At 55.1% G+C, this 14,091-nt stretch carries 15 protein-coding genes; 14 read left to right on the plus strand and 1 reads right to left on the minus strand.

Annotation, left to right across the window (positions count from 1 at the left end; genetic code table 11):
* The first annotated feature begins 27 nt into the window (after positions 1 to 27).
* The 4 genes from ACLCGK_RS06890 (at position 28) to ACLCGK_RS06905 (ending at position 5,795) form a co-directional block, all read left to right on the plus strand.
* Positions 28 to 1,539, plus strand: a complete 1,512-nt coding sequence (locus ACLCGK_RS06890) for a hypothetical protein (RefSeq protein WP_410951601.1) — start codon at positions 28 to 30, stop codon at positions 1,537 to 1,539.
* Positions 1,536 to 3,125, plus strand: a complete 1,590-nt coding sequence (locus ACLCGK_RS06895) for a hypothetical protein (protein WP_410951602.1) — start codon at positions 1,536 to 1,538, stop codon at positions 3,123 to 3,125. The genes ACLCGK_RS06890 and ACLCGK_RS06895 overlap by 4 nt, the downstream gene beginning before the upstream one ends.
* Positions 3,079 to 4,722, plus strand: coding sequence for a hypothetical protein (locus ACLCGK_RS06900; protein WP_410951603.1), 1,644 nt, complete (start codon positions 3,079 to 3,081; stop codon positions 4,720 to 4,722). The genes ACLCGK_RS06895 and ACLCGK_RS06900 overlap by 47 nt, the downstream gene beginning before the upstream one ends.
* Before the next feature lie 65 nt (positions 4,723 to 4,787).
* Positions 4,788 to 5,795, plus strand: a complete 1,008-nt coding sequence (locus tag ACLCGK_RS06905) for a hypothetical protein (RefSeq protein WP_410951604.1) — start codon at positions 4,788 to 4,790, stop codon at positions 5,793 to 5,795.
* Positions 5,796 to 5,936: 141 nt separating this feature from the next.
* Here the strand turns inward: ACLCGK_RS06905 and ACLCGK_RS06910 are convergent, their stop codons facing one another.
* Complete coding sequence (locus ACLCGK_RS06910) at positions 5,937 to 6,476, minus strand: hypothetical protein (protein WP_315695104.1); 540 nt, start codon at positions 6,474 to 6,476, stop codon at positions 5,937 to 5,939.
* Between the two features lie 177 nt (positions 6,477 to 6,653).
* On the opposite strand from ACLCGK_RS06910, the gene ACLCGK_RS06915 reads away from it, so the two are divergent.
* From ACLCGK_RS06915 to ACLCGK_RS06960, 10 genes are all read left to right on the plus strand, one after another.
* Complete coding sequence (locus ACLCGK_RS06915; RefSeq protein ID WP_082476781.1) at positions 6,654 to 7,145, plus strand: hypothetical protein; 492 nt, start codon at positions 6,654 to 6,656, stop codon at positions 7,143 to 7,145.
* Between the two features lie 209 nt (positions 7,146 to 7,354).
* On the plus strand, positions 7,355 to 8,434 hold the full coding sequence (locus ACLCGK_RS06920; protein WP_410951605.1) for a hypothetical protein: 1,080 nt from the start codon (positions 7,355 to 7,357) through the stop codon (positions 8,432 to 8,434).
* Positions 8,435 to 8,483: 49 nt separating this feature from the next.
* Positions 8,484 to 8,960, plus strand: a complete 477-nt coding sequence (locus tag ACLCGK_RS06925) for a hypothetical protein (RefSeq protein ID WP_410951606.1) — start codon at positions 8,484 to 8,486, stop codon at positions 8,958 to 8,960.
* A 79-nt stretch (positions 8,961 to 9,039) separates the two neighbouring features.
* Positions 9,040 to 10,071: a DUF475 domain-containing protein gene (locus ACLCGK_RS06930; RefSeq protein WP_410951607.1), complete on the plus strand. Its 1,032-nt coding sequence runs from the start codon at positions 9,040 to 9,042 to the stop codon at positions 10,069 to 10,071.
* Positions 10,072 to 10,152: 81 nt separating this feature from the next.
* Positions 10,153 to 10,740, plus strand: coding sequence for a TerD family protein (locus ACLCGK_RS06935; protein ID WP_410951608.1), 588 nt, complete (start codon positions 10,153 to 10,155; stop codon positions 10,738 to 10,740).
* A gap of 54 nt (positions 10,741 to 10,794) precedes the next feature.
* Entirely contained in the window at positions 10,795 to 11,358 is a 564-nt protein-coding gene (locus ACLCGK_RS06940) for a TerD family protein (RefSeq protein ID WP_410951609.1), read from the plus strand.
* A gap of 90 nt (positions 11,359 to 11,448) precedes the next feature.
* A complete protein-coding gene (locus ACLCGK_RS06945) occupies positions 11,449 to 11,799 on the plus strand; it encodes a hypothetical protein (protein ID WP_410951610.1) in 351 nt (116 codons plus the stop codon).
* Entirely contained in the window at positions 11,796 to 12,161 is a 366-nt protein-coding gene (locus ACLCGK_RS06950; protein ID WP_410951611.1) for a hypothetical protein, read from the plus strand. The genes ACLCGK_RS06945 and ACLCGK_RS06950 overlap by 4 nt, the downstream gene beginning before the upstream one ends.
* Before the next feature lie 113 nt (positions 12,162 to 12,274).
* Entirely contained in the window at positions 12,275 to 13,120 is an 846-nt protein-coding gene (locus tag ACLCGK_RS06955; RefSeq protein ID WP_410951612.1) for a hypothetical protein, read from the plus strand.
* Entirely contained in the window at positions 13,104 to 14,030 is a 927-nt protein-coding gene (locus ACLCGK_RS06960; protein WP_410951613.1) for a hypothetical protein, read from the plus strand. The genes ACLCGK_RS06955 and ACLCGK_RS06960 overlap by 17 nt, the downstream gene beginning before the upstream one ends.
* The last annotated feature ends 61 nt before the right edge of the window (positions 14,031 to 14,091 follow it).

Consider the following 14,091-nt stretch of genomic DNA (forward strand, 5'->3'; position numbering starts at 1 on the left):
CTGACTTAAATCACAAGGCAATATACCATGAATCCGAAAATCCAGTCCTTCCTTGACGATAAAAAGTTTGTTCGCCTGTGGGCGCCTTACCCGGAGCTCGACAGCACAGTGCGGGCATCCCTTGGGGCAGTACTGGAAAGTGTCGTCGAGACTGCAACGCTATCTGAACAGGCGATGCGATTTCTCAGTCAGGAGCTTGTCGGCAAGGCACTGGAATCCACGCCGCTGCACCAGCTTGAAAAAGTCTCCTATCGCATTCAGGAAACCCTGCGCAATGTCATACGCTGGGGCGAGCAGCATTACCCCGATAGCAGCTTTGTGGATGCGCGCACCCATGTGAATTTCTTCGAGGGGATGGAGGGCTATGCCCAGCGGCTGGTTGAATCTCGCCACTTCGACGACCTGTTCAAAATCATCGGGGTTATTCAGGCGCAACAGGTTGGCCAAGGGCGGCTTGATGCAGTGTTTGTCACGGATGTGTTAACCCATATCGGTAAGACCGGCGACACTCAAGCCCTGGATGAGCTTGTCAGCGGCATTGTCCAACATGGCAAGGAGATTTTCGCTCAATACACGCCCTCGCTGGTGAACATCAGCGGCGAAATGGTGATGCACACGTTTAGGCAGGTGGCTGCGGGAAACTACGACATTGCCTCCCCGGACATCAACCGTGTGGTGAAGTGCATCATCCAGGGGGTCAAAGAAAAGGGTTACCTCGACGCCACCGCATTTTCCGCAAAGGTGATGTCCATCATCGAGGACTCGATCGCTGATGATTACGCTCGGGCGAGCTTGCTGGTTGACTACAACGCGGTAGGTGCAGCGGCTGAAAAGGTTATTCCGCATGAGGTGCATGGCAGCGGTTATGTCGTTGAGAATGAAGCGGCGCGCTTTTTCAATCCCTGTCGGGTACTTGGTCATTCCGTAAGTGTGGAAATCAGTAAAGTCATGGAGGGACGTTCAGTAACCCCCTGGCGCAGTGAGGCAGCCCTCAATTGGTGCAGAACTTTCAATCCTGACACGCTCAACCTGGATCACCACGTGCTCCTGAGCCTGAGTCAATCCCCCGAGGTTAACAACAACGGTCGCTTGCACAGCAAGTTCCAGGGTATATTTGAAAACATCAAATCCCTGAGCGATCAGGATTTTTCCGGCCAATACTACGAGTCGTCCTGGGAGGATACGCAGCTTCGGTATGAAGGGCCCTCGGGCGCTCTTTTCATGCAACTGCTCAAGGACTTCACCACGCTCAATGGCCATAATGGGCCAAAGGGTGATAGCGGGGGCCAGGTGCTGTCGGCAAAGGTGGCCAGTGATGTGAAGCGAAATCCTCATCTGGCAGAACACTTTCTGCACCTGTGGGCAATGATAACGGCGTGTGGCTATCAGGCTGAAGCCCGGCAATACCTGGCCGAATTCTACACGGGGAGCTTCAAATCGCTGGACTTCTGGATCAAGCACACAGGCGACAGCCCCATGAACTATTCGTCGTATGAATGGTTTAACGAAGCCAAACTTCAGGTGGATCTGGGGCTATGATGAGCAATTTCACCTATCGTGTACCGGAACCCACCATTAACGGCCTGGCCGGTGGCTGGCGGAGGTTGGGAGACGATGAAGTCGATCCATGGTTCGAGACATTCTGGGGGGCCATTGAGCGGGAGTTGTGCACGTACCAGCCCCCGGTTGATGCCCAGCGGGCTTTCTCCTGGGCGTACACTCGCAGCACCCTGGTAAATGAAGTCACGGCAGCGTTCAGCCGCTTCCCGATGCAGGCGTTCAAACCCGAACGACTCTCAAGGCTGCTGCTGGCCACCGCGTCCGTGGAGCTTAAAAACAGCCTGTTCGCCGCGCATATCCGCACGCGGGGCATCGCGCAATACCCGAGCATAGACGTCTATGAGTTCAAAGAGGGGCAGGATTGGGATTATCATCCCTTCGAAAAGGTCGGTGAAAGCGACGTGTTTTCTTACCTGCTAGCCGTCAAGGCCAACCCTTTCATGGAAAACGGCTACCTCACCGATGACGTGTTGACGAACATGGGTCTTGATCAGCTGGCTAAGCTGATCGACCTGCTCGACGAGAAGTTGATCAGCACAGGCACCAATGGAACTCAAGATGCGAACAACCTGGAGGCGATTCTTCGCGCCATGCAGCTGCAATACCCAAACTGTGACGTCCTGGGGTATGCCGGTGCCTATTGGCGCTCCGTTGGACTGATGTTCGGTCATTCAGAACGCTCCCACCTGCACAATACTTGGGACACCCTTCAAGCGGTGATCATTGAAACCCAGTCGCAATTGCTCTTTGACCGCACTTGTGCGCACATGGTCGCAAACCCTGGCATGGCCGTTACTGTTGATGATGTGCTCGATATCGGGTTCAGCATTGCGGCCTATGATGACCCGAAGGCACCCTCCAGTGAGGACAACCCTCGTTTTTCCATTGCCCGAACGATCGGCAAGAAGATACTGGCCAATGAAACACAAAAAGCCATCTTGGAATGGACGGGGGATCCGCTAAGGCGAGGCACAAAAGCCAGCCCTGAAGTCGCAAAATTTCTTTACCAATCCATAGCACCCTTGCTGGCGCGCTATGATGAGAAGCTGAAGGCTAAAAGCTGCCACTTCAACCCAAAGTCCGTTTCAACCAAGAGTGTCTTGGATGATATCAGCGAAGGCCAATGGCTACGCATGCGCTTGCGCCTGGAGTATTCTTCGTCCTACCGGGATGTCTTCGACTCCATTCCTCTTCACCAGGTATTTGAAGCTGTCAGGGAAGAGTCCTTGGATATTGTCGAGCTGGTTGCGCCGCGCATTGAGCAAGCCGGTGAAGCCGATTTGCGCAAACTGTTCACGAAGCTGCTGACCATTGACCAGGCAAACCGGAAACTCGGTAACGACCATACAGTGAGGCTCGCCCTCTTTGGCCAAGCGTACGCGCACAGGCTTAGCACCAAGCCTTGTGGCTTTCTCTTCGATGATGTCAATGAGGTCGACCAGGTGGCTCGGGGGATCAAGCTGCTTGAAAACCTGGGTGCCAAGCCCGCCGTAACGGATATTCTGGAGCGAAAGCAGAATGAGCAGCTTGCCACCCACTTACTTGAAATCGACATGGGGCTTTGACACGATGCACGACTCAATACGCCCAACCTCGGCAACCGAGATGAACCGCCTGTGTGAGCAGCTGCGCATGTCTCGAATCGAGCTTGGTCATGCACGGGAATGGAATCGGGAGATCGATTACGCTGGGATCATCACTCAGAGCCTGGAAGCCTGTGAGCAGCTGATGGGTTTCGAGGGAGTGCCTGCCACCTGCAGGATCTATGTACGCCATGCCCAGGACATGGCGGAGTACCTGCTTGCGAACTTCACCTGGATCGTCAGTGAAACTGGCTTGATGGCCAGGTGTTATGCCATCTGCCCGGTACCAACTGCGCTCGGTAATGCCGCCTCCTACATGTTTTCGGCCCGACTCGATGAACACGAAGAGTATTTCAGGATGGCGGATGCCGCTCTGAAACTGGGTGGGGTTCCTTCCGTCAAGCAGATGCGCGACATGGGCAGCATTTATTACGACTACGTCAACATGCCCCAAGTCGGCTGGTGCAAGCTACTCCTGAACAACCTCTGCCAAGCCGAACCCTATTTGTTTTGCCATGAACACGAGAAAAATGCCTACTCGCGGATGATCAGCCTCATGCTCGCCAAGGTGTTTGACGAGGGCCATCTTCAATGGGGCGTGGATTACATATTCGCCAACCTGCAGACCTTGTCCACACTGATGGAGTTCGCTGATGGGATGCCTCATTTGGATCCCAGAGCAGATGTAGGCTACGCGCAGGGGGTGTTCCTTGCTGTCATCCGAGCCGCCTCCACCGAGAATGCCCTGGTTGCTCTCCATCAGCACAATCCCGACCTGTACAACCAGGTGATGACTGCAGAGGGGCGGAGCATCGCCCAGGAACTGGCAAACAAAATCATATCACGCGATCATCTGGATTTGACCAACCTGCCTGCACTACCTTTGTTTGGGCAGCGGGAAATCAAATATTTTGCCGAGCGAGCAGTCTTCAATGATCAAGTGCAGCCACTTAGCTTCAAAAACTTTGAGCTTTTAGAAAAACTGTTCACCGCTGCGGGTGGAAAGCCTGGCAGCTTGAAAGCACATTTGAATCGATCCGCCAGGCAGCCGAATGTCCTGGAGACGGGACAGGCATTCCTGGGGTCGATGAGCAGCGAAGCGAGCTTCAGTGCCACGCTCGCTGATGGCCTGGAGCAAATGGGTAGTCGACACCGTGCCTATGAAGGGTCGCTGTCGAATGTCGTGGCAATGCTCTACCTGGACAAGAAGGCGCAAGCCATCTTCTCCGACTCATCGGTGATGGCGCGGCTCTCTGCGTACTTCCTCATCGTGGAAGGTGAAGATTTCCTTGGCTGCATCAGCCAGGAGAAAACGCATTTGTCAGCAGCGGATTTTCATGGCTTGGCGCTACTGGCAAAGCACAGTGGCCATCCCGACAGGGTGAAAATTCTCAACCGTTGCACACAACTGATGAGCGCCCCGGAGTCCATGACGGAACTTGCAAAAATCAGCTTTGAGGACTTTGGTCAGTTGCGAAATTACGCGGATCGGTTTATTCCCCAAGATCAGGTGCGCCAGATTTCGTGGGAGAGTGGAAAAATCCTGGAAGACGCCTTGGAGAATGACCTGGGCCTTTAACGGGTTAGCTATAAATTGATAAAATAGCCCTTTGCACCTATCATCTAGGTTTGGAGGGTTTTTCCATGCGCGTACTATTTGCCAGCGAGATGGGCTCGGCGGCTGAGAATTTTCATTTGATGAAGATTGTGGCAGCCGAGCTTCGAGCTCGCATGCCCCAATGTGAAATCATCCTGGCCACCAGCCTCAAGGCTAAAGATGTCGATATCAGTTGGGCGGATAAGGGCTATTCGACACCCAAGTTCACCTTTCGGCACGATGCCGAGGGCGATGGAGTCATCCAGCAGCTGCACTACCTGGGCTGGACGACTGATGAGCTACGCAAGATTCAGTTCAACAACTGGCGAACCCTGTTGGAGGAGCTTGAGCCCGAGCAGGTGATCTGCTGCAATGCCCCCGGCGCCGTGATTGTGGCCACAATGCTGGGTTGCCCCTGCCTGACCCTTGCCACAGAACCCAACGTCGACGAAAGCCGCTCTCTGGAGCTGTTCCCGGAGCTGAATGCCTGGGCGCACGACATGGTGGGTATGGGGGTCGTCGAGCTGACCAATAGGCCTGGCATTGCCTTTCTTTCGTCAATGTCCGATACCCCGCGTTCGAGCATGATGCTTAACGCCAGTCCCTTTGAGTATGTCGCGAAAAGCACAGCGATTGGGCCGCCGCTCTTGGTTGGCAGACTCAATGACGACTGGAAGGCTATCCAGCAGCATTTGCAGGCCTGCGGCCTGGCACCTGAGCGCATAGGCACTTCAGAGTTATTTGCAGATGACACGCTGGCGAGACTGGCTTGTGCCAAGCCGTCCTTTGTCTTGGGGGCTTATGATTTCGCCTCCACGTCGCTGGCGCTGTCCCTGGGCGTGCCGTACTTTGGCATGCCCAAAACTGAGCTTGAGCGCCGGCAGGCGGCGCAATTGGAAGCAAGCAAACGCAGCTACCGGATCACAAGTGATCCGGTAATGGTCGATATCCTCCTAGGCAGCATGCCCGGCTTCCAGCGGGATGCCGCAGCACGGCATGAAGCCGACCAGGGCGGCTTCTGCACCATCGAAACTGCGCTGGACATGGTGATCTGAAGACAAGGGCGGTGTTGAACTCATGCAATGTCGGCGCTCCATCCCTGCCTAACGGTCATGCTTGCAGTGGGCATCACGCCAACAGCACGTGGATTTGAGAGCAAAAAAAAGCCCCCGAAGGGGGCTTTCAACGCGATGTGATCAGTAGAAGCGGTCAGCGCGCTTACCCATGGTGTAAGCGAACCATTCGGTGGCAGTGATGATGGGGTTGCGAGCGTAGTCGCGTTCCACCTGGATTTCGAAGGTGCCACCCTGCTGGTTGCGGAACACGACATTCATGGTGTTGAAGCCCGTGATCTTCATGACAGCCTGGTTGCACAGCGGGTTGTGGCTGGTTTCCGGGTTGAACTGAACCGAGATGATCGCATCACTGCCTTCGCGTCGGTCATCGTAGCCCGAGACCCGGCACTGATTGAAGGTGTTCGACATCAGGTAGCGTGGTGCACCCTGGGCAACGGCTTCATCAGGCTTGGCCGAGGCGAGCTTGATCTCGAAGCGGGGGTCATGCTTGAAGATCGAGCTCCCGACGCGCAGTTCTGCCTGAACATCAAGTGGCTTGCCGTTGACCACCAGGTGGCCGACATACTTGTCATCGAAGAATTGCGCTTGGCTGGCCATCCAGACAGCAGCTACCGATGATACGGCAAGAACAAAGAGCACTGCATAACGGAAGCTGATCATGGCGGCGACTCCTGGCCTGTGTGTTGATACTGAGTATACCGACCATTGCCAAACTGTCAATATAGCGAAAACCAAAAAGATGATTTTTTCAGAGGGGCGCACGCAGCTGTGTTGCAACCGCTGAAGCAGCCTAGGCATAATTTAGATAACCAAAAATAAGAACAAGGCGAGGTTTCCGTGAGCGCGTTTATCCGCAGAATACTGATTGGGTTCCAGAAGGATCGAGAGCAGCGGCGAACCACCATGAGCATTTTTCTCAATATCTTTCTGATCTGGCTCAGAAAGTCGCTGAAGAACCTCGTCTTTTTCGGCGTTATCCTCTCCGTCACCTACTGGCTTGGCTTTCTGGTGTTCAGTTTTTCCCCGGCCATTTCGTTGAAGCTGACGATATGGGGGATCTACAGCGATGACGCCCGGCAGTTGGCAGCCATCGGCGCATTGGGCCTGCTGATTGCAGCCTTGTCGCTGTATCTCAATCGACTGCACACGCTGGGGCTATTTGTGGAAACCTACGGCGAATCCAATGCCTTCGACAGCCTGGGAGAGCGTGATTACGAGAACCTGGCCAAGCTCATCGATGCAGAAGAGATGCTGGTGGTCGAACGTGAACGGCTCATCGACCAGGCCAGGGAGCAATCGGCTGCGCCAGTAGCACCTGAAGAGCGCTAGGCACGGTTACTCCACGGTAGTCGGCCTGCCCCAGAGCAGACATTCCAGGGCGCCCTGGGAACATCGAGGATCCACAGGTTGGGGAGGGCTGAAACCCTACCTAACTTCCGAGAAATTGCCAATCGATAATGGGTTGATCTTTCTTCTGATGATGGCAAAATCATAGGCATGCAGTGATTTTCCATAATAATAAGAAGAAGGGTAAACCCATGAGTTCGCTCAATCCTGAAGTATTGCTTCTCAAGTCGACTGGCTTGACCGAAAGGTTCAATGCCGCGATGAACCACCTCACACTTGAATCCCTCACCGCCCTGATCCAGAGCAAAATTGGCCCAGTTTCAGAAATTGGCAAGCTGTATCGCTCCGGTGCGCTTGCCCTGGCAGCCGCTGCGGTTGAGCTGTTCGTTGAAAAGCGTCAGGCCGCTGCGGAAGTCCTGGGGTTGAATGCCTTCAAGGACTTGCTGCGCCTGGATGTGCTGATGGACGCAATTCATCAAGACGGTGAGCGTCCGGCGTTGCACGCCTATTTCGACGTGTTGCCCCGGTACCAGAAAAGCGGCGTGGTCAACGATGACGCCCGTGAATTTCATGAGTTCGTCACCGAGTACCTGCGAGGCTTGCTCGAAGAGTTGATTCAGGATTTGAAATTCAACCACGCCGATTCCGGCGTTCACAAGCTGGCCAAGGTTGGCGAGGTGATTGCCGAAGGCCCTGGGTTTGAAGTCAAAACCTCCAAGGGATACTCCAACTACATCGAGTACACCGAGGGCAATCAAGCCATCATGATCATCCATGATGTGCGTGAAAACCACTTCCTCTTGGTGGAACGCTACAACCCCATCGAGGGCGTGTATACCCTGGAGTTTCCCCGTGCGGGCTCATCCGCAGGCCCGGTCGCAGAGTCGAACCTGGCTGTGGCCATGCGCGACCTGACCGGACTTTCGATACGCCCCATGGAGAAAATCGGTGGCCCGCTGAAGCCGGATTCTCACATCATCAAGGGGGCCTGTGATGTGTACTACGGGAATTTCACCCTGGACGAAAACCACACGCCGACCGACAAGAGCGTGCGATCGCTCAAACGCATCACCAAGGACGGGTTGTATCAGGCCGCGTACGATGGCCGCATCGGCTGCGCGCTCACGCTGTCTGCGATTTCGATGTATCAGGCCTTCGATTCAGTTCGCAAGAAGCGTGTTGCTAATAGCCAGCGCGTGCGGGGCGGCAAGGGCGGCAAGGGCGACGCCGAAGTAGAGGTCGAGGCCGACGAAGAGGTCGTCGAGGAATAAGCATTGCTTTGATGCTATATTGGCGACACCCTCTCCCCTAGGTGTCGCCATGTTCAGTCTGACCCAGAAGTTCCTTTACACATATATTGCAACACTCTCGCTGGTGGCCTCGCCGCTTGCCCTCGCACAGACCCCGCAAGTGCAAACAACCAGTGCATTCATCCAGCTTCTCTCTGTGCTCGATGGCACCCAAAATGACATCGAAATTCCGGGGCTGCCCTCCCCAGGCCCGGAAATCATTGGCTTTGTGGCCAAAAACAGGCCAGACCTGGCCAGCGTGTGGATCGATGAGGGCGCAAATCTGGAGGCGCCAGGTGCGATCAACTGCACCGATGTCCCGGAGGATTTTTTGGTGGAGGAAAACCTCGGCTTTTGGTCGTATCGAGACAGCAGAACCCTGGGTTGCAGCTGGTCAGGGCAAGAATTTTCCTTAAAAATCGAGGTGTTAGTGGAAGAACAGGGGGGCAATTCCACCTGGTTGAGCACCGATATCCAAAGCGTAAATAATTCTTTAGAGGGTTATTGACAGCCTTCCAATAAACCGTATACTTCACCCCAAGTTGCCGTTTTGGCAATCAACCCTTCATCGTGCTGGAGAAAAATCAATGCGACATTTCTGGGGTACAGGTCTGGTCACGCTCATTTGCATGATCGGCGCATTCATGTACGGCGGCCCTGCCGCTGCGTTTAAGGTGATGATCCTCGGTGTCCTGGAGATCAGCGTCTCGTTTGACAACGCGGTAGTAAATGCGAAAGTCTTGAAGGACATGAGCAATTTCTGGCGAATGATGTTCCTCACGGTCGGTATCCTGGTGGCGGTGTTCCTGGTTCGCCTGATCCTGCCAGTTGGTATCGTTGCAGTCGCAGCAGACATCGGCTTCATGGATACAGCGCGAATGGTCTTCGACAACCCCGAAGAATATTCCAAGCACCTGCATGACGCTCACCTGGCCATCTCGGCATTCGGCGGCGTGTTCCTGCTGATGGTGTTCCTGGGCTTCCTGTTCGACGCTGAGAAAGAGCATCACTGGCTGGGCGCCCTGGAAGCCAAATTCGGCTCGCTGGGCTCGATCGAAGGCATCAGTACCATCGTTGCGCTGGCGCTGCTGATGGGGGTTTCCACGGTGCTTGAAGGCGCGCAGTCGGCCACCTTCCTGTACTCCGGTGCGCTCGGTCTTTTCGTCTTCTTCTTGCTCGATATGCTGAAACATTGCTTCGAGAACCCAGAAGATGGCGAAGCTGTAGCAGATGTTGCCAAGAAAAGCGGTTTTATTAGCTTCATGTACCTGGAAGTGCTCGATGCGTCCTTCTCGTTGGACGGTGTAATCGCCGCCTTTGCCATCACCAAGGATCCGATCGTCATCATGCTGGGCCTGGCAATCGGCGCGATGGCCGTGCGCTGCCTGACCATCTACCTGGTGAAAAAAGGCACGCTGGACGAACTGGTGTACCTGGAAGCTGGCGCGATGTACGCCATCGGCATCCTCGCCCTGATCATGCTGACCTCCGGTTTCGTGCATGTTCCTGAGGTCTTCACCGCCCTGGCGGGTGCCCTCCTGATCGGCGCGGCCATTGTTTCCAGCCTGCGCTGGAAGAAGAACAACCCGAAGGCTGTCGAAGAAGCGGTTGCAGCCTGAGTCACCGCGCCGCCCAGCAGGTGTTGGGCGGCACTGAAAAACCTGAAACTCAATATCAAGCAAAAGCGAAAGGAGTTACACATGACTGCTACCATCAGCCTGAGCAAGGGCCAGAAGATCGACCTGACCAAGGCCAACCCGTCGCTGAAAAAGCTGAAAGTCGGCCTGCGCTGGGCCAAGCGTGCCACTGACGGTGTCGACTTCGATCTGGACGCCAGCGCCATCCTGCTCAATGCCGAGGGCAAGGCCCTGAGCGACAAGCACTTCGTGTTCTACGGCAACCCGGTCAGCCCCGATGGCGCGGTGAAAACCCACGGCGACAACCGCCAGGGCGGTGCCGAAGGCGATGCCGAAACCATCACCATCGACCTGGAAGCCGTGGCGGCGGATGTCCATCGCATCCAGTTCCAGATCACCATCCACGACGCGGCGGCTCACAACCTGACCTTCGGCCAGGTCAGCAACACTGGTGTGCGTTTCATCGACGAAGACACTGGCGAGGTCAGCCACACCTACGACCCATCGGAAGACTACTCGACCGAAACCTGCGTCGTGCTGGTCGAGATCTATCGCCACGACGGCGGCTGGAAGATCAATACCATCAACCAGGGCTACGCCTCGGGTCTGATCGGTGTGCTGGCCCAAGCCGGTCTGACTGCCACCGCCTAACCCCCCATGCCAACGGCAGCTGGCCATGCTGGCTGCCCTCTAGAGGTAATCTACATGTCGGTTATCAACCTGCAGAAAAATCAGCGGATCTCGCTCGAAAAGCCTGATGGAACCAAATTCACCACCCTGAGCATGGGCCTGGCCTGGGACGGCGTTTCCGGCTTCCTGGGCCGCGCCAGTGTTGACCTGGATGCATCCTGCCTGATGCTGAACAAGGACAAGCAGCTGGTCGATCAGGTCTGGTTCCGCCAGCTGGATAGCAAGTGTGGCAGCATCCATCACTCCGGCGACAACCGTACCGGCGAAGGCAGTGGTGACGACGAAACCATTCGCACCAACCTCGCAACTTTGCCAGCCGAAGTCGAGTATTTGGTTTATTGCGTGAACAGCTTTACGGGTCAAGACTTTTCCAAGGTTGAAAACGCCAGCTGCCGCCTGTACGACGACAAAGGCACCGAGCAGGCCAAGTTCATCCTGTCTGAAAAAGGCAAACACACCGCCATGATCATGGTTTCGGCGTATCGCCACGGCGACGGCTGGAAGGTCAAGGCGATCGGCCATGCGACCAACTGCCAGATCGCGAGCCAGCTGATGCAAGACGTCCAGAACGTCATCTGACGCTTGATCGGCTCATATGAAAAACCCGGTGCGCAATCACCGGGTTTTTTAGCAAGACCGGTATTGTTCAACCCAAGAAACGGGGCAATCATGAAAAACCTTATCAAGAAATACCCGACGCTTTTCGGGACAGTGCTGCTGCTTGGCATCGTCTGCGCTTTCTATCTGGGTTTATGGGCACTGGGACTAATTTACGACTTTCTACCCGCGCATTTACAGCTTTCCGTGACGCTTCCTGACGGGAAAACAAATGTCGTTGAGCAGTTGATTTTTCAACCCATAAAAGGGCTGTATCTGGCCTACATGACTTTAATGGTAGGCTTTGTTGTAGCAATGGTGTGCTGGTTTATTATTTGGGCTTGTGTGTGCATCTACCAGGCAGCAAAAATGCTCGGCGCGTGGTTGTCAGCCAAGCAAGGTGTTAGCGGGGTAGCAGGGTGAAAATTGCCAGCATTATGCAATCCTTTTTAGGGAATGATGTGATCAACTTAGCCCGAAAACGCCCGGCACTGCTGGGGCTGGTTGTCCTGGTGGTGGGCGGTTTTTCGACCTACGCCGTGTGTTATGGCATTGGCTTCGTATGCGACTGGTTAACAAATGAACATGGTCTGTCATTCGCCCGTTTTGTCAGCCAGTCTCCTGGCATCAATGATTACGTTTTCAGGCCCCTGGGTGGGCTTATGGTCATTTGTACTCTTTGGCTGGCTTTCGTCATCTGCACGATCCTCTACTGGATTGTTCTGGCGATTTCAACGAGCTTGGGTAACTGGTTCTTGCGTAAATACTGCCGAAACAAGGTGTAGCGGTCAGCGCAGAGGTGTCTGCCCTGACCATGGCGCCGATTATCGGGTTTTGCCATAATTGACCGATGACACTAAAACAGATTCTATTCGCCGCTTTGCTGACGTGCAGTCCAATGGCGCTGGCCCAACCGTTGACCTACGGCTGGACAGACTTTGACGGCCAGCAGCAGGCTATAACCTTCGACTTGCCCTCAGAACGACTGGTGGAGGGCATGCTGTCGGCCAAGGATCAGGTCAGCCTGGCAGACGTACAGGCAAGGGCTTACGACACGGCCTGGATGCTCTCCAGGGCGTCCTCGACCTCAGATATCATTTTCCGGGTCACCGGATCTGTCGATCAGTTCGATATCGCCGTGAGCGCGCCCCCAGGGCTGCTGACAGATGCCGAGCAAGAGCAGGGCAGAATTCGCCGTGAAGTGGAGCAGTCAATTGCCGATCCCGCCAACAACGGCTATTTCATCTACGATGCCATGAGCGGCGGTATACGGCCCGATTATCGGGCGGTTGCGCAGGACAACCAGGATGTTTTCAGTACGGTTGCCAGGGCATTTCTCAGCAAATTTGGGGCCAACGACCCCCTGAAGCTCATCAATCAGCTGCTCGCATTCTTGCAATCCATCCCTTACGACGATCTGCAGACCCAGCCTTTTCCGATGTCACCGCCCATTCCGATGCTGGTGGAGCAGCGCGGCGACTGCGAAGGCAAGCAAGTGTTCTTGGTCGGCGTGCTCAGGGAGCTCTTCCGCGACAGGCCCCTCTACCTGATCAACCTCCCAGATCGTGAGCACATCATTGCCGGAATTGTCCTAGATATGCCCATGCGCGATACTGTTGAATACGAAGGGCGAAAAATCGTGTTGATGGATGCTACCGGGCCTACGCCTTATCCGTTCGGGCAGATCCCGCCCCAGCTCTTGGATGCAAATGACAGGTGGGTTTGGAGTGAATTACATTTCTAGAACGGCGGGCGCCGCGCTGCTCCTGCTTTCAGCACAACATGCCGATGCCCAGGACAACCAATTTAGCCATCAGCGCATGTCCGATCATGAGGTTTTCCAGTATCAGTGGCAGGATTACGCGCAGCAGTCGCTTCTGCTTACGCTGCAGGTGTCGCCTGAATTCTCGACCATTGTGGCTGCAGATCCGAAAATGAGTATTCGTGCCGACCAGCTGGGCCCACTCATCTTCAACGAGGTGACTGCACAGGCCCAAAGGCTGTCGGATGCGAACTATGTATTTACGGTCATTCAGGAGTCGACAGGCATCAACGTCCAAGGGGAAGGTCGCGACGAAGCCGAGCTGCAAAGGCGCCTGAATGTCCTGGAGCAGGCCCAACAGCAGCTGGTTTCCCGAATCAAAGCCAACACCTACCTCTGGATTTCAGATGAGGCCGAGGTGAACTTCAATTATCAGCAGATGGTGCATGACGCGCTGCCTCTGATCAAGCCTGTGGTTAGAAGTTGGCCCCAGCGCTATCCAGTGCCCAGAGACCAGGTCAACAGCTACCTCAGCTTCTTGCAAGCGATCCCGTACGATGCCCTGGAGCAGTCGACTGACTTCGGCGTCCTGACGCCGGCTGCCATGCTCGCGGAAAACCGAGGGGACTGTGAGACAAAACAGGTGGCCCTCGCCACCTTTCTAAAGAGCACCTACCCCGGCATGGGCGTCATCCTGATCGGTACCGGTGACCACATGCTCCTGGGCGCTGAGATGGCCCCTCAGGCAGGCGATAGCCTCTACCCGTACAAAGGGCGCCGCTTTGTGCTGATGGATGCCACAGGGCCTGCCAGGACGCCTGCCGGGCTGGTGAATGAGACCAGTCGTGCACGCTTGAGCACCGATCCGTCGAGTATTTTCGAAATCATTTGAGTGGAACGAATAAAGCGTAAATTGGCATTGCCAAAAAGACAATTTATGCCATATTCTACGG

It is taken from the genome of Pseudomonas sp. S1(2024) (genome assembly GCF_046557535.1).